The 20,111-nt window shown below is 64.8% G+C and carries 18 protein-coding genes and 1 pseudogene; 4 read left to right on the top strand and 15 right to left on the bottom strand.

Annotated elements, in window-relative coordinates:
- Positions 1-4 precede the first annotated feature (4 nt).
- The 3 genes from ACLH0K_RS04595 to ACLH0K_RS04585 all read right to left on the bottom strand — a co-directional run bounded on the left by ACLH0K_RS04595 (position 5) and on the right by ACLH0K_RS04585 (position 3,573).
- Complete coding sequence (locus ACLH0K_RS04595) at positions 5-790, bottom strand: hypothetical protein (protein ID WP_411375658.1); 786 nt, start codon at positions 788-790, stop codon at positions 5-7.
- A gap of 174 nt (positions 791-964) precedes the next feature.
- Complete coding sequence (locus ACLH0K_RS04590; protein WP_411375657.1) at positions 965-1,630, bottom strand: DUF6318 family protein; 666 nt, start codon at positions 1,628-1,630, stop codon at positions 965-967.
- Positions 1,631-1,845: 215 nt separating this feature from the next.
- Positions 1,846-3,573 (bottom strand): purine-cytosine permease family protein, encoded by a 1,728-nt coding sequence (locus tag ACLH0K_RS04585; RefSeq protein WP_411375656.1) that lies wholly within the window; start codon positions 3,571-3,573, stop codon positions 1,846-1,848.
- Between the two features lie 437 nt (positions 3,574-4,010).
- Between ACLH0K_RS04585 and ACLH0K_RS04580 the strand changes: the two genes are divergently transcribed.
- Positions 4,011-4,445, top strand: coding sequence for a very short patch repair endonuclease (locus tag ACLH0K_RS04580; RefSeq protein WP_411375655.1), 435 nt, complete (start codon positions 4,011-4,013; stop codon positions 4,443-4,445).
- On the opposite strand, the pseudogene ACLH0K_RS04575 reads toward ACLH0K_RS04580, so the two are convergent.
- Positions 4,442-4,660 (bottom strand): annotated as a pseudogene (locus ACLH0K_RS04575) (beta-mannanase); the annotation flags it as partial. The gene ACLH0K_RS04580 and the pseudogene ACLH0K_RS04575 overlap by 4 nt on opposite strands.
- Positions 4,661-4,858: 198 nt before the next feature.
- On the opposite strand from ACLH0K_RS04575, the gene ACLH0K_RS04570 reads away from it, so the two are divergent.
- Positions 4,859-5,269 (top strand): Hpt domain-containing protein, encoded by a 411-nt coding sequence (locus ACLH0K_RS04570; protein ID WP_411375654.1) that lies wholly within the window; start codon positions 4,859-4,861, stop codon positions 5,267-5,269.
- On the opposite strand, the gene ACLH0K_RS04565 is transcribed toward ACLH0K_RS04570, so the two are convergent.
- The gene (locus ACLH0K_RS04565; RefSeq protein ID WP_411375653.1) at positions 5,242-6,006 is read right to left on the bottom strand and encodes a response regulator transcription factor; all 765 of its coding nucleotides are present in this window, start codon (positions 6,004-6,006) and stop codon (positions 5,242-5,244) included. The genes ACLH0K_RS04570 and ACLH0K_RS04565 overlap by 28 nt on opposite strands.
- A gap of 89 nt (positions 6,007-6,095) precedes the next feature.
- Between ACLH0K_RS04565 and ACLH0K_RS04560 the strand changes: the two genes are divergently transcribed.
- Positions 6,096-7,751 (top strand): sensor histidine kinase, encoded by a 1,656-nt coding sequence (locus tag ACLH0K_RS04560; RefSeq protein WP_411375652.1) that lies wholly within the window; start codon positions 6,096-6,098, stop codon positions 7,749-7,751.
- Between the two features lie 11 nt (positions 7,752-7,762).
- On the opposite strand, the gene ACLH0K_RS04555 is transcribed toward ACLH0K_RS04560, so the two are convergent.
- The 9 genes from ACLH0K_RS04555 to ACLH0K_RS04515 all read right to left on the bottom strand — a co-directional run bounded on the left by ACLH0K_RS04555 (position 7,763) and on the right by ACLH0K_RS04515 (position 17,970).
- The gene (locus ACLH0K_RS04555; RefSeq protein WP_411375651.1) at positions 7,763-8,998 is read right to left on the bottom strand and encodes a 5-methylcytosine restriction system specificity protein McrC; all 1,236 of its coding nucleotides are present in this window, start codon (positions 8,996-8,998) and stop codon (positions 7,763-7,765) included.
- Positions 8,985-11,216 (bottom strand): McrB family protein, encoded by a 2,232-nt coding sequence (locus ACLH0K_RS04550; RefSeq protein ID WP_411375650.1) that lies wholly within the window; start codon positions 11,214-11,216, stop codon positions 8,985-8,987. The genes ACLH0K_RS04555 and ACLH0K_RS04550 overlap by 14 nt, the downstream gene beginning before the upstream one ends.
- Positions 11,217-11,320: 104 nt before the next feature.
- A complete protein-coding gene (locus ACLH0K_RS04545) occupies positions 11,321-11,578 on the bottom strand; it encodes a hypothetical protein (protein WP_411375649.1) in 258 nt (85 codons plus the stop codon).
- Between the two features lie 52 nt (positions 11,579-11,630).
- A complete protein-coding gene (locus ACLH0K_RS04540; RefSeq protein WP_411376403.1) occupies positions 11,631-12,047 on the bottom strand; it encodes an acyl-CoA thioesterase in 417 nt (138 codons plus the stop codon).
- Positions 12,048-12,217: 170 nt separating this feature from the next.
- Positions 12,218-13,822, bottom strand: a complete 1,605-nt coding sequence (locus ACLH0K_RS04535) for an MFS transporter (protein WP_411375648.1) — start codon at positions 13,820-13,822, stop codon at positions 12,218-12,220.
- 10 nt (positions 13,823-13,832) lie between these two features.
- Positions 13,833-14,303: a MarR family winged helix-turn-helix transcriptional regulator gene (locus ACLH0K_RS04530; protein WP_411375647.1), complete on the bottom strand. Its 471-nt coding sequence runs from the start codon at positions 14,301-14,303 to the stop codon at positions 13,833-13,835.
- Positions 14,304-14,463: 160 nt separating this feature from the next.
- Positions 14,464-16,158: a thiamine pyrophosphate-binding protein gene (locus tag ACLH0K_RS04525; protein WP_411375646.1), complete on the bottom strand. Its 1,695-nt coding sequence runs from the start codon at positions 16,156-16,158 to the stop codon at positions 14,464-14,466.
- Positions 16,159-16,160: 2 nt separating this feature from the next.
- Positions 16,161-17,225, bottom strand: coding sequence for an agmatinase (gene speB / locus ACLH0K_RS04520; RefSeq protein ID WP_411375645.1), 1,065 nt, complete (start codon positions 17,223-17,225; stop codon positions 16,161-16,163).
- Between the two features lie 169 nt (positions 17,226-17,394).
- A complete protein-coding gene (locus ACLH0K_RS04515) occupies positions 17,395-17,970 on the bottom strand; it encodes a helix-turn-helix domain-containing protein (protein WP_411375644.1) in 576 nt (191 codons plus the stop codon).
- Between the two features lie 267 nt (positions 17,971-18,237).
- Here ACLH0K_RS04515 and ACLH0K_RS04510 point away from each other — a divergent pair, with 267 nt between their 5' ends.
- Positions 18,238-19,758 carry a sodium:solute symporter gene (locus tag ACLH0K_RS04510; RefSeq protein ID WP_411375643.1) on the top strand — a complete coding sequence of 507 codons (1,521 nt, stop codon included), beginning with the start codon at positions 18,238-18,240 and terminating at the stop codon, positions 19,756-19,758.
- A 99-nt stretch (positions 19,759-19,857) separates the two neighbouring features.
- Here ACLH0K_RS04510 and ACLH0K_RS04505 read toward each other — a convergent pair whose 3' ends face one another.
- On the bottom strand, positions 19,858-20,085 hold the full coding sequence (locus tag ACLH0K_RS04505) for a hypothetical protein (RefSeq protein WP_138139068.1): 228 nt from the start codon (positions 20,083-20,085) through the stop codon (positions 19,858-19,860).
- Between the last annotated feature and the right edge of the window lie 26 nt (positions 20,086-20,111).

The following is a 20,111-nucleotide window of genomic DNA, read 5'->3' as shown; positions in this document are numbered from 1 at the left end:
GGCGCTATCGGGTGATTGGCGCCCCGGGACAGCCTTGGCCTTGCGGGCTTGTGTTGCAGTCATCCGCGTAGTTGCGGGTCAACGAACGCCAAACGCTGATTGTTAGGGGCTGCGTACTGAACTGGCCCTGTCCGGGGATGGGCAGCGGCGGCCCGTTGTTCACGGAGTACGTTCCCTGGAAGGAGGTGGTCAGGACGACCTGGAAGTCGCCTGTCTCCCCGTAGGCGTGGCTTGTCCTGGTCTTTTCACCCCACCGATCCTGCGGCAGGGGACCGCCCATCGACGGCTGGGGCCCGAACACTGTACCGTCACCGTAATTCCAGGTGTATTGGACGGGTGTGGCCACAACATGAACCGCTTGGCCGAACATGGTGATGTCGAACTGCTGCTCAACGGCTTCCGCATAGAAGTTGGTCTCGGCCCCTCGCAGCGTATGGGGACTGGGTTGTGCCGTTACCGTTCCCGCGTTGATCGGCAGGTTCTGGAACTCCCGCTGGATATCGGCCGCGATCCGGGGCAGGAGATCCTCGGGGCGGGCGTCGAAAAGGCAGGTGGGACCGGAATGGTAGGCCCACACCGCACCCGGAACTCCCCGTGGCCGCGAGAGCCAGGTAACGGGAATACCGTCTTCGCCGTCGGGCCCGTCCGTGCATTCGAGCTGACGGCCGAGGCAATCGGTGTCGAAGTCTCCACCGCCCAGATGGCACTGAAGCTCGTACTTGTACTCGTTGGGGTCCGTGGAGACGGCGCCAGGGGTCGGTCTTGAAAAATCGCCGCTTGATGGATCCAATACCCACGAATCGATGTCAGCAGAATTCGAACCCCATTGCCCCTTAACGGGAGGAGGTTTTTCCGCCGCCACCGCATCAGGTGCGACAGTGGCTACCCAGACGAGCATTACGACTAGAAGAACACTCAAAGACAGGACGAGTCGGCAAGCGCGAACCAGATAGATGGACATACGTTAGCCCGCGATAGGTTCAATAGTGTTCACAAACCAAGCGCCATCCCTGTACACCGCGAGCATGAGGCTCCCAGTATTCGCAGTATGGGGATCAGTACCGTCCAGAGTACCGTCGGGGTTGTAGTAGGAAAGTGGCTCCTGTGAGACTTGCACCGCAACCTGATAGTTTCCGTTCGCCCCTATTCTGAAGTTCGTACTGACAGCTGGCGTGGTAACTTTGCCCCCGCCCAGCCAACGACCCTCCTCGTGCCAACCTGTTTGGACTTCCTTTGCCCGTTCGCACATTGTGCAAGAGGGGCTTGTTATGGCGGATAAATGCGATACGTCGCCGGTCTCATAGCCATAACTCAAAAGCTGGAACCAGTAACGTGCAAACGCCTCGAGGCCTTCTTTCGTCTCCGTCTTTGCCACTTCAGGCAGCACCGGCACCGGGACGTTCTGGGCGGGGCCTGAGGCGTCGGCGGGTTTGTAAGCGGCAGTCGGCGTGGGAGTAGGAGTCGGCGAAGCGCTGGCGGTGGCCAAGTTAGTAGCGGAGGGAGCCGCAGTCGTGCCTGGTCCCGGCGAATCACCGGGATTACAACCCGCCAAGGCAAGAGAAGCAGCGACAGCCAGCGCTGCCCCACCGGTACGCAGGGCAAGGGGCGTGAGAACGTTCAGTGATGCCATGGGCCGCTATTCCCCCAGTAGTTTCAAGACGGCTTGCTCCGGACAGTGCCTTAAGGGTAGCCCACGTCACAATTCCTCAATTAAACTTATCCACAGGCACTTTCCGAGCTCCTGCCACCAGCCGGGAAGCAGAAGTCCAAATACAGCGGGCATAAGGAAGGCCGGTACCTTCAGGCACCGGCCTCCTCATCCCGGCAACTCCTCGACAACCGGACCTATCGTTGCGGGGGCAGCACCAACTCACCCGTCTTGTCGGTAGACAAAGCAAGGGACGAAACGTACTGCGGGCCGCCGTCGGGGGCGTTCCGGGCGGAACGCATCATGTCCGGCCGCTCGAACTCAAGGCCCGTGACATGGCAGAGGAGCTTGGCGTCGCTGGGGTTGCCGTCGGCGTCGAACATGGGGAGGTCGATGCCGTCATCGGTGCGGCGCAGGTAGTACCGGCCCCGGGTCAGCATCGCCAGCAGCGGCGGGAGAACCAGGGCAAGGCCCACCGCGAAGATCGGCGAGTACGGCTGGATGGCGGAACCGAATACTCCGAAGAAGACGGCAATCGAGATCCCGGCGGAAACCAGCATCGACACAAAACCCACAGGGTTCACCGAGTACAGCATGCCGCGACGGAACTCGGGCACTTTGGGCGAGATCTTCAGCAGGTACTTGTTGATGGCGATGTCGGACGCCACGGTGACCACCCACGCCATGGCACAGTTGGCGTAGAAGCCGAGGATGGTGTTGAGGAAGTCGAACATGTTGGCTTCCATCAGGATCAGCGCGATCAGGAGGTTCACCACCACGAACACCATCCGCCCCGGATACGTCTTGGTGATGCGGGTAAACGAGTTCGTCCAGGCCAGTGAACCCGAGTAAGCGTTGGTGACGTTGATCTTGATCTGTGAAATGACCACCAGCACCACCGCGAGCGCCATGGCCAGCCAGGCGGGCATCATCTCCCGGTAAACACCGAGGAACTGGTGCACGGGCTCATTCGCCGTTGCGGAGGCAGCCGGGTCCAGGGTGGCGATGAGGTAGATGGCGATGAACAAGCCCACGATCTGTTTGATGGCACCAAAGATCACCCAACCGGGACCTGCCAGGATCACAGCGCGCCACCAGGCACCGCGGTTCTCCGCCGTGCGCGGCGGCATGAAACGGAGGTAGTCGATCTGTTCGGCAATCTGCGCCATCAGGGACAGGCACACGCCGGCGGCCAACATGACCGACGCCAGATTTGGGCCGCCGTCGCCGGACGCTCCGGTGTACGCAAAGAAGCTGTCGATGCTCTCCGGATGCGAAACCAGCAGGTATCCCACAGGCACCACCATCAGGAGCAGCCACAGCGGGGTGGTCCAGACCTGCAGCTTGGCGAGCGTGTTCATGCCGTAGATCACGAGCGGAATGATGATTACGGTAGACGCGAAGTACCCCAGCCACTGCGGTATCCCCAACCCCACTTCGAGGCCCTGCGCCATGATGGAGCCCTCCAGGGCAAAGAAGATAAACGTGAAGGTGGCGAAGATGACGTTCGTGACCACCGAGCCGTAATAGCCGAAACCGGAGCCCCGGGTAATCAGGTCGAGGTCGATGTTGTAGCGTGCCGCGTAGTAGGCCAGTGGAAAGCCGGTGGCGAAGATGATCACGGCAGCAACCAGGATGCCGAGGATCGCGTTGACCGTCCCGTAGGCGATGCCGATGTTCGCGCCAATCGAGAAGTCGGCCAGGTAGGCAATGCCGCCCAATGCGCTGGTAGCCACCACCCCTGCGCTCCACTTGCGGTAGGACCGCGGGGCAAAGCGCAGGGTGTAGTCCTCGAGGCTTTCCTTGGTGGCGTTGAGCGCCGCGGCGTTGCCAGCCGCTGTACTTTCCCGGGCAGTCCCGGCGACGGCGCCGCCAGGCGGTGCGGATGCCTGCACCAGTTGCGTGATTTCTGTGTCGTTGCTCATCGGGTGTGTCGCTTTCATTCGGGAACCGGTCCGATGCGACGCTATCCAGCAGGAAAGACGACCCTGTCACGGGGGTGTTTCGTTCTAGTTAAGTCATGACTTGGACTGTTAACAGCCCGGGCGCCCGGGTCGAAACCTGTGCGATGGTCAAGGCTGCGGGCATGCTGACCACCAACCCGCCCTCGAACTCAACGATGAGCAATCCTGGCGGCTTTTGGAAGTCACCACACACGGACAGCTGGTCGTTTCCGTGGCCGGGAAGCCTGACATTTTTCCGGTGCACTATGTGACGTCGGGGCGGAAGAGGACTTCTACGTGGAAATTGATCCTGTCTCCGGCAGCGGCCGGTATTTTCAACTGGGCGAGCAGCCTGAGCTCTGACCCCGGCTTCCCGGCACCGGTCCGGAATCCCAGGCTTGCGCTCCTAGACTTGAACCATGGCGGACAAGCTCACACCGGAGCGGCGCAGCTGGAACATGTCCCGAATCCGGGGCAAGAACACCAAACCGGAACTGTTGGTGCGCCGGCTCCTCCACGCCAAGGGCTACCGCTACCGGCTGCACGGCAGGTCCGGCACATCGCGGCTACCCGGCAACCCGGACCTGGTGTTCGCCGGCCGGCGCAAGGTCATATTTGTGAATGGGTGCTTCTGGCACTTCCACGACTGCCGGGTAGGCCAGCATGCACCCAAAGCGAACGCGGAATTTTGGGAAGAGAAGCGCTCCCGGACCAGGGAACGCGACGCCGGCCAGCGCCGTCTGCTCGAAGACGCGGGCTGGGATGTACTTACCGTGTGGGAATGCGAGCTCAAGGACGGCTCGGCCCTGGAGGCGCTGCTGGTCCAATTCCTGGAAAACGGCCCACAGGCCTAACTGCGCCGGGTTAACAACGCATGACTCGGCGCGGCCGCGGAAGATTCCGCTGCTGTTGACGCGCCAGTCGGCCTCCTTCTGCAGGTGGAACCAGACGAAGCCCATAAGGTCCGGCTGGGCGGCCAAGTAGGACACGGCTCCGTGTTCCACACAGCTTTGGATCCACCCAGTTCGCTGGAGGCGGTTTCAGCGATCAGGACAGGCTTGCCTGCGGCCGCAACCGCAGCCGCAACTGTTAGGTACTAACCCACTAGGAGTAATTATTGGGGGGAGGATTCCCGCTCCCATCAAGAAAGCCGCAATTCTGCCCTGAAACCCTGCCGGACCCGGGCGCCGGACCTACCCTGAAATGGACATAAGCCCCACCCTCCCGTGACGTTCCCCGAGAGGTATTACCGGCCGAAAGGAGCGTCATGGGCGCCTCAAATGATGCTCCCCCGCCGCTGGTGGACCAGTCCGTGCTCGACCGTCTCCGGGAAGAGCTGGAAGAGGATGAGGGGTACTGCAAGGTGTTTGTAGGCAACTTCATCGAGTGCCTGCCCCAGCGAATCGGGCGGCTCCGGCTCGCGCTGACAACGGGAGACCTGGAGGGTTCAGTGGATGCCGTCCTCAGCCTGAAGACATCCAGCCAGATGGTGGGGGCCGAACGGTTGGCGGGCCTGGCCCTGGACCTGGAAGGCGAAATCCGCATCGAGGCACACCAGGCGGATATCGCCGTCGTGCTTCCCCAACTTGCCGCAATGTATCTGCGGCCCATCAAACAGTGCAGCCGGCAGACGATGCACCGGCTGCAGGCTCAGTGCTCCCCTGGCGCCAGCCGGTAGCCCACGCCGCGGACCGTCTGCAGCCAGCGAGGCTGCTGCGGCGAATCCCCGAGCTTCTTGCGCAGGTTGCCCATGTGGACCTCGACGGAACGCTCGTCCGCCTCGCTGATGTAACTGCCGACGTCGTAATCCTCGTCGCGCAGCCGGCGCACGAGGTCAGCCTTGGTCCGGACCGTCCTGCCCGCCTCCAGCAGTGCGTGCAGGAGCTCGAACTCCGTACGGGTGAGGTTCATTTCCCTGCCGTCCACAGCAACAGTGCGCGAGGCGTAGCTCAGCTCCAGGCCGTTATGGCTGTAGTTGCCCCGCTCCGCGTGTCCGTTGACCTCGCCGGCGGCCTCCGCTGACATGGACTCGGCTTCAGTCGCGGAGCGTGGCCTGCGCATCATGGCGGCAATGCGGGCGCGCAACTCGCGCGGCCTGAACGGCTTGGTGAGGTAGTCATCGGCGCCTGACTCTAGGCCGATCAGGGTGTCCAGCTCCTCCGTGCGGGCAGTGAGCATCACGATGTAGGCGTCGGAGAATTCGCGGATCTGGCGGGACACTTCGAAGCCGTCGATGTCCGGCAAACCAAGGTCAAGGGTGATGACGTCCGGGTTCAGGTGCTTGGCGATAAGGACGCCCTCAGCTCCGCTGCCGGCAACGGTTACGTCAAAACCGGCCTGGGTAAGCACCGTACGGACAAGTTCGCGGATGTCATGGTCATCCTCAATGACCAGCCCCACACGTGCATCACTCAAAGCGCCCCCTCAGCAGCCATCGTCAGAAGTATAGCTGGCTCCGGATATCCTGCTGGTATGGACCTGCACACCCCACACGTCTTGGCCCGATGACCAGCCCCGCAGAATGGTCCACGGGGCGGTTGTGGTTCTTCCGGCGGCCCTTCCACGAATACACCCTGCGGCACCGCGTGGCGCTGAGTCAGATGCCGCTGTTCGTCACCACGCTGCTGACCGTGTTCCTGGTGTGGGCCTTCTTCCCCGGCACCGTAACCAACCCGCTGTTCGCTGTGTTCGTCATCTCGCAGCTGGTGATCATGGCTCTCTGCTACGTGATCCCGTGGGAACGGCTGCCCTACACGAGCTTCTTGGTCATCCCGCTGCTGGACTTCGTATCAATCGGGTTCGGCCGGGAGGCTGGACAGGAAAGCCTCACCAGCATGGGCCTGTTGTCCGTGTTCCCGGTGATCTGGATGTGCGCCTCCGGCTATCACACCAAAGCTGCGTTGTGGTTGTCCTTCCTGGCGCCGCTGGCCATCATCTGGGTGCCGCTCGTCATCAAGGGCTCAACCAATGCCCAAGACTTCACCCGGGCCCTGCTCCTGCCGTTGATCATGTTGGGCATCGGTGTCTCCGTAAGCGTCCTGACAACGAGCATGATGCGGCAGCAGCGCGAGCTGGAGGAAAAGGACGCACAACTCCAGGCGAACCTTAAGTCCAGCCAGCGTCAGGAAGCGCTCCTGAACACCGTGCTGGACACGGTACACCTGGGTGTCCTCGCCGTCGACGCCGACGGGCACGACGTCCTCATGAACCGGAAGCAGCGGGCCAACCACGTCCTGGCAAGCCCCAAGGACAATGCGGATCCGGACGAATCCCAGCTCCTGGTGTTCGGCTCCGACCGGAAAACACCGGTCCCGGTGGAGGAACGCCCCGTCCGCCGCGCAGTGCTGGGCGAAACCTTCACGGACTATCTGGTCTGGCTGGGAGAAGGCAGGGACCAGCGCGCATTCGTCACCACAGCGCGCCCCATGAAGGACGCCGACGGGAAGTTCGCCGGATCCGTCATCGCCTTCAGCGACGTGACGGACCTGGTGAATGCGCTGGCAGCAAAGGACGACTTCGTCTCCAGCGTCTCGCACGAGTTCCGCACGCCTCTGACATCCATCCTTGGCTACGTCGAAATCCTGCTGGCCGATGACCAGGACGAATCCGACCGCGAAATGCTGGAAATCATCCGCCGCAACTCGGAACGCCTCCTGACCCTGGTATCGGACCTGCTGGCCAGCCGGAACGGGCAGCTCATCGTCACCCCGCATACCGTGGACGTGGCGGAACTCGTGCGCTCCAGCGTCGCATCGGCACTGCCCAAAGCCTCCGCTGCCGGTGTGGTGCTCGAGGCGGCGGTGCCCGAGAAGCTGGAAGCCCACGTGGACGGTGAACGCATCTCCCAGGTCCTGGACAACCTGGTCTCCAACGCCATCAAGTACTCCCCCGGCGGCGGGAACGTCCTGGTGAGCCTGGCGCAGGAGGATGGCCACCTCACCTGCCGGGTGAGCGACACCGGCATGGGGATGACCCAGGAGGATGCGTATGAGGTTTTCGCCAAGTTCTTCCGCACCAGCAGCGTGCGGCGTACCGCCATTCCCGGCGTTGGGTTGGGCCTGCCCATCAGCAAGGCGATTGTGGAAGCACACGGCGGAACCATCGAGGTGGACAGCGAACTGGGCAAGGGCACCACATTCACGTTCCGCGTGCCGGTCTGAGCCGTGCCGCTCTAAACGGCGCCGGCCTGCCGGACCACCTCGCCCCATGACTGCTCCGCAAGCCCACGGACGGACGCGAGGATTTCCGACGGCGGCTTGGCCAGGTCCAGCGGAAACTCGACGATGTCAATGTCCGTATTGAGGATCCGCCGGAGCTTGACCTCCCCCGCGCCGGCGTAGACCAGCCAGGCTGTGGGCACCGCCAGTGCGGTGCAGTGCGCCAGCATCTGGTAATGGTCGGCGGTCAGTGAAGCAGCCGCATCCGAGGCCGCCTTGTACTTGGCGTTGTAGACCACCACCGGGCGGCCGCCCAGCAAGTGCACGGCGTCAGGACGGACCTGCAGCCGGTCTGCGTCCCGGACGGCTTCGCTGAGCAGGGCGTTGTACCGCAGCCGCAGCTCCCCCGGGTAGGCGGCCATGGCTTCGCGCAGGGCGGTGCCGACGAAGTCTTCAAACACCTGGGCCATGTCCACCACGAACGAGGCAGTCTGCTGCCTGCCCTCCCCGGTTTCCGCGGACGCGTTGCGCAGGATCAGCTCCGCCAGGCGGAGGACCGAGTGGTAGCGCAGGTTCATCCGCGTTGGCTTCCACGACGGCAGCGGAGCGCCGGCTGGAAGGCGCGTGACGCCGTCGAGCTTTCCCTTCAGCTGGCGCAGCCGGCTCAGTACTTCCGGCCGCACCCGCGGGACCTGTGCCATCCGCTCGAGCGCCGCCCGCAGGATGCGGTTCTCGGCGATGTCCTCGGTGAACTCGTCGTAGGAAACCTCCAGCGGCACCAGCATCCCGGGCCGCCGGGAAATCTGGTCCGAAATCCGGATCCGCCCCTTCACGGTCCGCAGCGACTCATCCACGGTGAGGTAGCCCTGCAGGACGCCGCGGCCAAGGGCACGCTCGGCAAGCTGGGCCAGCGACTCGGCCAGGGCGCTCCACAGCTCGCGGTCCTCCAGGGCGGCAACGGTATCCGGACGGAAACCCTGCTCCCCCGCGTAGCTGAGCAGGAACAGCAGGCGGTTCAACCCCAGCCGGTCCTTGGGCCGCACGTCCAGCTGCACGGTGGGCGTGCGGACGGACCCCACCTTGCCCACCGGCTCAATGCGGTACAGCCCCATGCCCATGGGGGAAGCCTTGGCCAGCCCGCTTGAGTTCACCAGGGACGCACTGGCGGGGTCCAGCCGTTCCACCAGGCCCCGGGATAATTCGTCCAGGACCAGGTGCCGGACCCCGGCACCGGGGTTAGCGGCCCGCAAGGCGTCCCAGCAGCTGGTCCAGCCCGAAGCGCTCCTCCAGCTGCGCCCGCGTGAGCTGGCCGTGGTAATGCTCCTCCAGGAGCGGCATCAGCTCGTACTTCCAGATGCGGCGCAGGCCCGCGGGCGTTTGGGCGGTGGGCTTCATGAAGTAGGACGGCCCGATCATGAGGTCGCGGTCCCACTCGTCGATGGCAGCGTTCAGGGCGTCCAGCAGCAGTGCCGGAGTGGTGTCCAGCTGGCGGGCGTGCAGGAACCGGAGCAGCGATCCCTTCACCGGTTCGGTCTGCGGGTGCAGCTCGATGAAGGAGAAGCGGCGGCGGATGGCGGCGTCCATCATGGAGATGGACCGGTCCGCGGTGTTCATTGTGCCGATGATGTACAGGTTGTCCGGCAGCGTGAACGGCTCGTTGGGGCTGTACTGCAGGTAGATCCGGTCGTCCCGGTATTCGAGCAGGAAGTACAGTTCGCCGAACACCTTTGCCAGGTTGGCCCGGTTCATCTCGTCAATGATCAGGAAGTACGGCTTCTTCTCGTTGCCCGGTTTGGCGGCATCCTCGGCGAGGCGCCGCAGCGGGCCGGCCACCAGCTTGAAGGAGACCTGGCCGTCGTCGGTCTTGTCCGGCCGGTAGCCCTCGAAGAAGTCTTCATAGGCGTACGAGGGGTGGAACTGGACCAGCTTGACCCGCTCGTCCGTGGTGTCATCGGCAAGTTCCGCCGCCAGGTGCTTGGCCAGGAAGGTTTTGCCGGTGCCCGGCGGCCCGTAAAGGACCAGCTGCCGGTTCTCCTCCAGCAGGTCAGCGATTTCTTGGAGCGGCTCCAGTTCCATGTGCAGCGAGTCAGCAAATTCGCGTGTGAGCGGGCGGAATCCGTCCTGGACGGGAGGTACGACGGCGGCGCTTTCGGTCTCGCTTTCCGGCTCGGCTTCCGCTTCCGCCGGCAGGAGGGCCTGGAGTGCCGGCATCACACGGGTCACGTCCACCACGATGCCCGCGGTGGTCAGCTGCCGCTGGACGTGGCGGGGCAGGCTGGCGGTGGTGTGCCCTTCGTCGAACCAGCGGACCTTCCGGCGCAGCCGCCGGTTGTCGTCGTTGTAGTCGGGCTCGCCCAGCACCCCGCCCAGCCGCACGGTGCCCGCGTGCTGGTACAGCACCAGGTCGCCCGGCTTCATGACGGTGAGGAAGGCGAAGACGGCAGTCTTGGTGTCTTCACGCTCCACGTAGCCTAGGTGCTTGTAGTCCTCGTCCACCGCGTGCTGCACCACCCCGGCGGCAACCCCCGGGTTCAGCAGCCGGAGGTGCTCGACGTCGAGCGTGACCTTTTCCTCGCCCTGCCAGGCATTGAGCAGGTCGGTATTGTCGCAGTGGGTCCGCAGCAGCCAGGCCCGGTGCCCGGGGTCGCCCACCTTGCGCCACTGGCTGACCAGCTGCCGGGAGTACCAGTCGATGCGCTGGCCCGCCTGCTCGTCCAGGTGCAGCCGGATGCGGTGGATATCCGCGGTGATGTCCTCTTCGCTGTCCCCCTTTGCCCCGCCCACCAGGGACGCGAAGGCGTCGCGGATCTCCTGCCGTTCGACATCTGCGACGACGGGCTCAAAGTAGCTGGGCCACACCAGGAACTCAATGCTGCGGCGGATGGCGGGCTGGTCCCCGGGAGTGGCGGCGGCAAGGCGGTGGAATTTCAGCGGGTCCTGCAGCGCCGCGCCGATGGCCGCCGGCGGGTGCTGGTCCACCTGCTGCACAAAGCGGCACAACCAGGTGAGGTGGTCCCAGATGGTCCAGTTGAATTCGGCTGTCCGGTCCCTGATGACACCGTGGTCCGTCATGCCCTGGTACAGCTCTTCGGGCAGCTCGAGCGGGGGCTCAAGCCAGGACGCCGCCTCGGTCACGCGGGCACGCTTGACCTTCAAAGACTTCACCTCATGGGCCAGCGGGAGGGACTGAAGGAACAAGAGCTCCACCGCCAGCTGCTTGGCTTCACGGGAGGCGCCCTCCAGGTTCTGCCGGAGGTTGGTCATCATGGGCGCCTTGGGATCCGGCGCTCCACGCTCCAGGCGTTCCGCCAGTTCCGCAGCGGCCTCAGACGTCCAGGTCAGGGTCCTGCCGTCCAGTGGCGAGGGCCTGCCCTGTAAACCCGGCCCCAGGACAAACCAGGCCGCATCCTCGATCTCGCGTGAGATACCGAGGGCGCGGGTCATGGCAACAGTCGAGGCGGGGGTCATGCATCCAAATTTACAGGGTGAAGCTGGACGGCTGCTTAGAGGCGGCCGGAGGGGCAGGCCCGCCGGACCCCAAGGAAGCCCCTCCCTCCAGCCCTTGTAGGGCCTTATTTAAGTGGCGCTGCGCCTTTCCGGCCGAACGTGAAGTAGCCGACGGGCCCGATGAAGTTGATGAAGGCCGCAGCACGCCAGGCGCCCTTCGGGCCGTTGATAAGTTCGGCGGGGCGGCGGGAGATATCGCGTTGGGCAGTCACCAGCAGTGACACCTGGGCGATGCCCACCAGGATGGTCCCGGCCTTTGAGGCGGGCGACATTTCCTTCCAGGTCTTCTTTTTCCTCGCGACGCGGGACTTGTTCCTGGCCATGGGGTTCCTTTCGCGGTTGGTGATTGCTGTGGTGCGGGTGCGGGCAGCGGCCTTACTGGGTGTAGGGCGACATGCGTTCCTTTTGTTCGGGGGTCAGCCGCTGGACGCGGCCGGTGTTTTCATCCACGAAGGCCAGGTGGCTGCTGGCTTTCACGCAGTCCTCACCTGTGACGGGGTCCTGGATGAGGTAGTGGATATCGAAGCTTGCTCCCTTGACTGCGCCGATCCATACCTGCACGACGGCGGGCACGTTGCGGTACTCGAGGGTCCTGACGTAACGGATCTTGTGGTCCACTACCAGGGCCATGGTGCCGTCCGGGACCGCGTTGAACAGGGAAACCTGCGGTTCGACGCCGGGCAGGCCTGCCCCCTTGGGCGGGCCGAAGGCGCCTATGCGCGCTTCCTCCAGCATGCGGACGATCTGCACGTTGTTGATGTGCCCGTAGGCGTCCATATCGCCCCACCGCATGGGCACCAGGACTCTTATCCGCTGGTGTCCGTTTGTTGTGTTGGTGTCGCCCACGTCGCGGTCTTTCCGGTCTTCCTTGTAGACAACCTTTAGCCTTCCCACTCTACGGAAACTCCTTCCGGGCGGAAAACAGCACTGCAAAAAATTATCCGCGGGGAGTACCCCGGGGGTCACCTGCCCGCGGGGGCGAGCTCCGCCGTCGTGCTTTTCCCCGCCGTCTCCGGCTGGATGTCCACGGTCCGGCGCAGCGGCTTTTCCTTGATGAAGAGCACCGATACCAGTGCCACCACCGCCACCACTGCCGAGATCAGGAACACTTCCGCCGTGGCGTCGCCGTACGCGGCGCGCATGATTTCGCGGACCGGCTCGGGCATGTGGGCGAGGTCCATGCTGCTGCCGGCGCTGCCGCCCTGGACGGGGATCCCGGCAGCGGCCAGCCCCTGGGTGGCGAGTTCGCTGACCCGGTTCACCAACACCGCGCCGAGGACCGAGACGCCGATGGCACCGCCGACGGAGCGGAAGAATGCCACGGAGGCGCTGGCGGTACCGATATCGGCGGCCCTGACGGTGTTCTGAACGGCCAGGACGAGATTCTGCATCAGCATGCCCAGGCCCAGTCCAAGCACGGCCGTGAAGATTCCGGCGTGCCAGAGTTCGGTGGTGTGGTTCATGGTGCCTGCTAGTCCCAGCCCGCCGATCAGCAGGATGGAACCGGCGATGAGGTAGCCCTTCCACTTGCCCGTACGGGTAATCAGCAGGCCGGAGGCCACTGAGCCGGCGAGGTTGCCGGCGATCATGGGCAGGGTGAGCAGGCCGGCCTCGGTGGGCGTGGCGCCACGTGCCACCTGGAAGTACTGGCCCAGGAAGGTGGAGGAGCCGAACATGGCGATGCCAACAGCCACGGAGGCCAGGATCGCCAGCGCGGTGGTGCGCTCGGAGATGATCTTGAGCGGGATGATGGGCTGTTCCACCTTGGACTCCACCAGTACCAGCAGTGCCAGCAGGAGGACGCCGCCGCCCACCATCAATGCGGACTGCCAGGAGATCCAGTCGTAGTACTGGGGGTTGCCGGCGAAGGACACCCAGACCAGGAGCAGGCTCACGCCGGTGGTCAGGAGGATGGAACCGAGCCAGTCGATTTTCGCCGGACGCCGGACATGCTGGATCTTGAGGGTCACCTGCAGCAGGACCAGGGCGACGACGGCGAGCGGCACGCAGACGAAGAACGTCCAGCGCCAGCCGAGCGGGCTGTCCACGATGAAGCCGCCCAGCAGCGGGCCGCCGGCGGTTCCCACGGCCATGACGGCACCCATGTAGCCGGAGTACTTGCCCCGGTTCCGCGGCGGGATCATGGTGCCGATGATGGCCTGGGCCAGCGCGGTCAGGCCGCCCATCGCGATGCCCTGGATGACGCGTGCCACCAGCAGGAGCGGGATGGTTTCCGAGAGCCCGGCCATCACGGAACCCGCCACGAAGACGACGATGCTGAGCTGGACCAGCACCTTCTTGTTGTACAGGTCGGCGAGTTTGCCCCAGATGGGGGTGGTGGCGGCGTTGGCGAGCAGGGCGGCCGTGATGACCCACGCGAAGTCGGTCTGGGTGCCGTGCAGGTCGGACATGATGGTGGGCAGCGCGTTGGCCACGATGGTGCTGCTGAGGATCGCGGTGAAGAACGCAGCGAGCAGCCCGGTGAGCGCTTCCATGATCTGCCGGTGCGACATCTCCTGTTGTGCCTGCGGGCCGGACTGTTCCGGTGCGGCGGTTTGGCTTGCCATACAGCTTCTCCTACGGGGTTGTGGTGGTGCCGGCCGCCTTTGCCCGGGCTGATTTCTTGAGCGATTCGGTGAGTTTCTGCAGGGTTTGCGCCGCGCTGCCGGCATCTTCCTCGCTCCAGTCGCGGAGGTAGTCCTGCAGGACGGCGGTGTGCTGCTCCTCGATGTGGCGGAGCTTCTCCGCGCCTGACGCCGTGAGGGCAACCAGCTGGGCCCGGCCGTCGTCGGGATCCTGCCTGCGGACCACAAAGCCCTGCTCCTCCAGCTCGGCGATGTGCCGGCTGAGGACAGGAGCGCTGACGCCGAGCTTTTCGGCAAGTTTGGTTGCGCGCACCTCCCCCTCCCCCACGAACCGGAGGACGCCCTGGAGGGCCACCCCGGTGTCCTGGCCGCGCACGTTGGCGGTGGCAATGCACCGTACTGCCCGTTGGAGGTCGAAGATCTGGTACACGAGACCGGCTGCCGTGTCAGGCGCTAAAGCCATCCTTCAACTGCTCCTTACTTGTTTGCCTAAAGCAACTATACGCCATATTGGTTGCTTTGGGAAACTATCGCGCTACTGTCACTTCAAGTTGCCGCCCCCTTAAACGCCGAAGACCCCGGCTCTTGGGAGCCGGGGTCTGGGAGCGTGATCCAGTTTCTTGTTATGTAGCCAGATGGGTGGGCGCGAACATCTTCAGGAGCGTTTCCACCACGACGACGTTGGGACCGTCGGCCGCGAAGCCGGCCTTCAGCGCGTCCCCCACATCCTCGGGGGCCACCTTGACGGCAGGCACGCCAAATGCCTCGGCGAGCTTCACAAAGTCCGGCCGGGCCAATTCCGTGGCGGTGGCTTTGCCGAAGGCGCCCACCATGTATTCGCGCAGGATGCCGTAGCCGCCGTCGTCGATGATCAGCCAGGTGACCGGCACATTGTGCTGCTTTGCCGTAGCCAGCTCTGAGATGGAGTACATCGAGGACCCGTCGCCGGAGACCGCGAGCACCCTGCCGGGTTTGCCCTGCGTCTCCAGCCCGACGGCGGCACCGATGGCCGAGGGGAAGCCGTAGCCCAGCCCGCCCGCGCCCTGGGCGGAGTGGAACTGGCCTTCGCGGGCGTCCCAGCAGGACCAGCCCCAGTACGCGGCGATGGTCATGTCCCAGAACGTCTGCATATCCGCCGGAACGGCCTCGCGGATGTCCGCCATGAACCGCAGCTCTTTGCCCAGGTCCTGGGATTCGAGCCGCGACCGGACCTTCGCCAGCGCGTCCTTGACCAGTTCCTCCGGCGGCTGCCCGTGCCAGTCCGGTGCTGTGGACCTTCCGGCCTGTAGAGCCTCGTCCAACGCCGCCAGGGCCTGCCCGGCGTCGGCACGGATACCCAGGCCGGGCCGGTTGGACTCGAGCACGCGCGGTTCGGCATCGATCTGGATGATCCGGCCCCGGGGTTCGAAGGTGAAGTAATTCGAGGTCACCTCGCCCAGCGACGACCCGATGACCAGCAGCACGTCGGCGTCCTCGAGGACGTCGGTCATGTAGCGGTCCTCGATCCAGGACTGCAGGGACAGTTCGTGGTTCCACGGGAACGCGCCGTTGCCGCCCGGGGTGCAGATCACCGGGGCACGGAGTTTTTCGGCGATGGACAGCAGAGGCTTCTCGGCCCGGCCGCGGCGGGTGCCGCCGCCGGCGATGATGGCCGGGCGTTCCGCTGCTTCCAGCCACTTCACGGCCTCCCGGACCAGCTCCACACGGGGCGGGTTGTCCGCGGCCTCGGCCAGGGCGTCCTCCACAGGCGGAACCATGATAGGGTCCAGCAGCACGTTCTGCGGGATCTCGATCCATACCGGACCCTGCGGCGAGGAGATGGCCTCGGTCCAGGCGTCCTGGATGGCCGACGGGATGCCGGAGGCGTGCTGGATAAGCCGCTGGCTCTTGGTCACATTAGCCGCGGAAGCTTTTTGGTCATCGAGCTGGTGCAGCATGCCCTTGCGCCGGGCGCCGAGGCCTTCCAGCGGAATCTGGCTGGCCACCACCACCATCGGAACGCCGGTGGCATAGGCCTCCTGCAACCCTGCCAGCGACGTGAGCGCACCGGGTCCGGTGGAAAGGAACAGCACGCCCACCTCACCGGTGGCACGGGAGTACCCGTCGGCGGCGAAGGCGCTGTTGTTTTCCACCCGTGAGGAGACGAACTGCAGCTTCCCCCTGCCCATCGCGTCAAAGAGCCCCAGGGCGTGCTGGCCGGGGATGCCGAAGACGGTCTTCGCACCGAGCGCCTCGAGCGTTTCGACGACGAGGTCCCCGCCGTTGCGGGTCCCCGTCCCTTTGGTGGGGGCTGCTGTTCCGGGATCGAAGTCGATCACGGCTACTCCTTGCCGGCCACAGCGAACCCGGCGGGCCGGCGTACTTCCTGGCCGAGGGCCTGGGCGGCGTAGCCCGTTGCCGCGCCCAACCGGTCGCCGGGCACGGCGTTATCCGCCATCAGGGTCACCAGCTCATAGGCCACGTGGCTTGCGGCGACACCCGTGAGTTCGGCGTGGTCGTAGGCCGGAGAGACCTCCACCACGTCCGCGCCCACCAGGTTCATGCCACGGAAGCCGCGGATGATTTCGAGGAGTTCCCGGCTGGTAATGCCCCCGGCTTCGGGGGTGCCGGTGCCCGGCGCGTGGGCCGGGTCAAGGACGTCGATGTCCACGGAGATGTACAGCGGGCGGTTGCCGATCCGGTCGCGGACCTTGGCCACGGTTTCCAGCACGCCCTGGTAGTAGACGTCCGCGGAGGTGACGATGCCGAACCCAAACCGGTGGTCGTCGTCGAGATCCTTCTTGCCGTACAGCGGGCCGCGCGTGCCGATGTGGCTGATCGCTTCGGTGTCGAGAATGCCTTCCTCGACCGCCCGGCGGAACGGGGTGCCGTGGGTGTATTCGGCACCAAAGTAGGTGTCCCAGGTGTCCAGGTGGGCATCGAAGTGCAGCATGGCGATCGGTCCGCCGGCACGTTCGGCTGCGGCGCGAAGCAGCGGCAGCGCGATGGTGTGGTCGCCGCCGAGGGTCACCAGACTGCTGCCGCCGGCTGTGAGGTCGAGGGCGTTCTGCTGGATGGTCTCGATGGCCTCGTTGATGTGGAAGGGGTTGACCGCCATGTCGCCGGCGTCGGCCACCTGCACGTTCTCGAAGGGGCTGACGTCCCAGGCGGGGTTATAGGGGCGGAGCAGGCGGCTGGCTTCGCGGACGTGGTTGGCGCCAAAGCGTGCGCCGGGGCGGTACGAGACACCTGAATCGAAGGGGACGCCCACAACCGTGACGTCGGCCTTGGCCACCTGGTCCAGGCGCGGAAGGCGGGCGTAGGTGGCGGCGCCGGCATAACGGGGAATACGGGATGAATCGATGGGGCCAAGGTTGCCGTTGGCTTCGATGCGCAGCTCTTCCACTGGAGGCTCTCCTTCTAGGAGTCGATGAGTGATGTGACTCCCATCATACACCCGGGTTTTCCTATGCGCATCAACTGTTTACCAAAAGCACGCGCAGGCCCATCTGGGTAGCACTAAGTGTCGTTATGGGGGTCCATAACGACACTTGGTGCTACTTAGTTGGGTCGGGTCAGCGGCTGGCGGCGGGGACCAGGACCCAGAGCACCTCGACAGGCTTGTCCGTGGGGTTGACCCAGGTGTGCGGCTCCCGCCCGGGGAAGGTCACGGTGTCCCCGGTACCGAGGTCGTACTGCTCATTGGTTAGGATCAGGCGGATACTGCCCTTGACGACGTGGAGGACGTCCACATCACAATCGACGGCGTAAAGCTCCGATTCGCCGCGGCCGTGCGGCTCGATGCATGCCTGGATAATCTGGATGCGGCGCTCGGAGCGGGCGGTCAGCAGGCGCTCCACGATGCCCTGGCCCCCAAGGGAGATTTTCGGGCCCTCATTGCGCCGGGTCAGATGGGTCTCCGGCGCTGCAAACAGGTCGCCGATGGATATGGACAGGACCTGGCACAGCGTGACCAGCGAGGCCACGGACGGGGACGTCAGGTCCCGCTCGACGCGGCTCAAAAAGCCCTTTGTCAGCCCCGTGGCGTCAGCCACCTGCTCGATGGTGAGCCGCTGGGCCTGCCGGGCCGCCCGGATCCGGGAGCCTATGGCAACAGGAACATTGCTTGGCTCAACTGGCAGTGCCTTCATCACGAACCTTTCATGGCCGGCGGCCCGGCCCCGCTCTGGAGCAATACTAATGGCCCGCTTCTTCTGTGACGCCTCCATGGCGCCCGCGGCAACGAGGTGAACCGGCCCTTGACTGTTACTGCCGTCACAGCCTAACCTTTGGAAAACACTTGTTGCCTATAGGGCAATTTCCGAGAGTTGTCTCTCGTCCCCGAATGTCGCAGCACAGGCCGGTCTTCCCATGTAGGACAGAGCTGCAAGCTGCCAACCCGCTCCAAGGAGCCAAATATGGACGTAAGCGTCATCAACATCGCCATCGTGGTGGTGTACCTGCTCGCAATGCTGGCCTTCGGCTGGTGGGGCAAATCCCGCACAAAGAACAACAGTGACTTCCTGGTCGCCGGCCGCCGGCTCGGCCCCTTCCTGTACACGGGCACCATGGCCGCCGTCGTCCTGGGCGGTGCTTCCACCGTGGGCGGAGTGGGACTCGGCTACAAGTTCGGCATCTCCGGCATGTGGCTGGTGGTGGCTATCGGCGCAGGCGTCCTGCTCCTGAGCCTGCTGTTTGCCGGAACCATCCAAAAGCTGAAGATTTACACCGTCTCCCAGATGCTGACCCTGCGCTACGGCAGCCGGGCAACAGAGGCCTCCGGGATCGTGATGCTCGCCTACACGCTGATGCTGTGCGCCACCTCTACCGGCGCCTACGCCACCATCTTCGTGGTCCTGTTCGGCTGGGACCGCGCCCTGGCAATCGCCGTCGGCGGTGCCATCGTGCTGGTCTACTCAACCATCGGCGGCATGTGGTCCATTACCCTGGCGGACCAGGTGCAGTTCGTGATCAAGACCGTAGGCATCTTCGTTCTCATGCTCCCCTTCACCCTTAACGCCGCCGGCGGCATCGACGGCATCCGCAGCCGCGTTGACGAAAGCTTCTTCCAGATCGACGGCATCGGCGTCCAGACGATCATCACCTACTTCGTGGTCTATACCCTTGGCCTGCTGATCGGCCAGGACATCTGGCAGCGCGTCTTCACCGCCAAAACACCGGGCGTCGCCAGGTGGGGTGGTGCAACGGCCGGCATCTACTGCATCCTCTACGGCGTGGCCGGCGCCCTGATCGGCATGGCCGCGAGCGTGGCACTGTCCAACACCGAGATCGCCGCCAAGGATGACGTGTACGCGGAAGTGGCACAAAACCTGCTGCCCGCCGGCATCGGCGGCCTGGTCCTCGCAGCCGCCGTCGCGGCCATGATGTCCACCGCCTCCGGCGCCCTGATCGCCGCCGCCACCGTGGCCCGCGCCGACGTCCTGCCGTTCGTGGCCAGCTGGTTCGGCAAGAAAATCAACACCGAAGACACAGACAACCCCGAGCACGACGTCAAGGCGAACCGCGTCTGGGTCCTCGCCCTGGGCATCATCGCCATCGTGATCGCCATCATCACCAAGGACGTGGTGGCCGCGCTGACCATCGCATACGACATCCTCGTCGGCGGCCTCCTGGTTGCCATCCTGGGCGGCCTGGTGTGGAAGCGCGGCACCGGCCTGGCTGCCGCCGTCTCCATGGCGGCCGGTTCCGTGGTCACCCTGGGCACCATGATCATCCTCGAGATCAACGCCAAGGCGCCGTTGGACGGCATCTACGCGAACGAACCCATCTACTACGGCCTCCTCGCCTCGGCCGTGGTGTACGTCGCCGTATCGCTCGCCACCCCGCCCACCGATCCGCAAGTGATGCGCACCTGGCAGGCCCGGGTGTCCGGCCAGGAACGCGCGGACACTCCGGCCCGGGAAGTAACCGCCCCCTGACGGCACTGTCCGGAACGTTCGCAGCTTCCGGAATGACAACGTACGACGGCGGCGCCTCCTTCCGCAGTTCAGCGAAGGAAGGCGCCGCCGTCGTTTGTCCTATTCGGCCTCGCGGACCTCGTCCGGGTCCTCCAAGGGAACCACCCGGTCCTCGGCGTCGATAATCACCGGCGGTGCCTGGACAACGGGTTCTTCCTCGTCCAGGAACTCGTCCTCCGCGTCCCAGTCGTCCTCGACTACCGGTGCATCCTCCGCGTAGTCGTAGGCGGGGTCCGCTTCTACGGAGTCCAGGTGCGGCATGTCCGGGTGCTGTCCGGTGGTGCTCATGATTCAACCTCCGTTTGTTCGCCTGA

This window comes from Arthrobacter sp. MPF02 (assembly GCF_046605375.1).
In the GTDB taxonomy this organism is placed as follows: Bacteria; Actinomycetota; Actinomycetes; order Actinomycetales; family Micrococcaceae; genus Arthrobacter.
This window is presented reverse-complemented; position numbering and strand designations above follow the sequence as displayed.

Excerpts from the sequence above, each read along its gene's own strand:
- ACLH0K_RS04540 (WP_411376403.1), bottom strand. The coding sequence starts at position 12,047 with ATGCGGTGGGGCGATATGGACGCCTACGGGCACATCAACAACGTGCAG.
- ACLH0K_RS04510 (WP_411375643.1), top strand. The coding sequence starts at position 18,238 with ATGGACGTAAGCGTCATCAACATCGCCATCGTGGTGGTGTACCTGCTC.
- ACLH0K_RS04580 (WP_411375655.1), top strand. The coding sequence starts at position 4,011 with ATGGCGGACAAGCTCACACCGGAGCGGCGCAGCTGGAACATGTCCCGA.
- ACLH0K_RS04585 (WP_411375656.1), bottom strand. The coding sequence starts at position 3,573 with ATGAGCAACGACACAGAAATCACGCAACTGGTGCAGGCATCCGCACCG.
- ACLH0K_RS04530 (WP_411375647.1), bottom strand. The coding sequence starts at position 14,303 with ATGGCTTTAGCGCCTGACACGGCAGCCGGTCTCGTGTACCAGATCTTC.
- ACLH0K_RS04550 (WP_411375650.1), bottom strand. The coding sequence starts at position 11,216 with ATGACCCCCGCCTCGACTGTTGCCATGACCCGCGCCCTCGGTATCTCA.
- ACLH0K_RS04560 (WP_411375652.1), top strand. The coding sequence starts at position 6,096 with ATGACCAGCCCCGCAGAATGGTCCACGGGGCGGTTGTGGTTCTTCCGG.
- ACLH0K_RS04590 (WP_411375657.1), bottom strand. The coding sequence starts at position 1,630 with ATGGCATCACTGAACGTTCTCACGCCCCTTGCCCTGCGTACCGGTGGG.
- ACLH0K_RS04515 (WP_411375644.1), bottom strand. The coding sequence starts at position 17,970 with ATGAAGGCACTGCCAGTTGAGCCAAGCAATGTTCCTGTTGCCATAGGC.
- ACLH0K_RS04505 (WP_138139068.1), bottom strand. The coding sequence starts at position 20,085 with ATGAGCACCACCGGACAGCACCCGGACATGCCGCACCTGGACTCCGTA.
- ACLH0K_RS04545 (WP_411375649.1), bottom strand. The coding sequence starts at position 11,578 with ATGGCCAGGAACAAGTCCCGCGTCGCGAGGAAAAAGAAGACCTGGAAG.
- ACLH0K_RS04535 (WP_411375648.1), bottom strand. The coding sequence starts at position 13,822 with ATGGCAAGCCAAACCGCCGCACCGGAACAGTCCGGCCCGCAGGCACAA.
- ACLH0K_RS04570 (WP_411375654.1), top strand. The coding sequence starts at position 4,859 with ATGGGCGCCTCAAATGATGCTCCCCCGCCGCTGGTGGACCAGTCCGTG.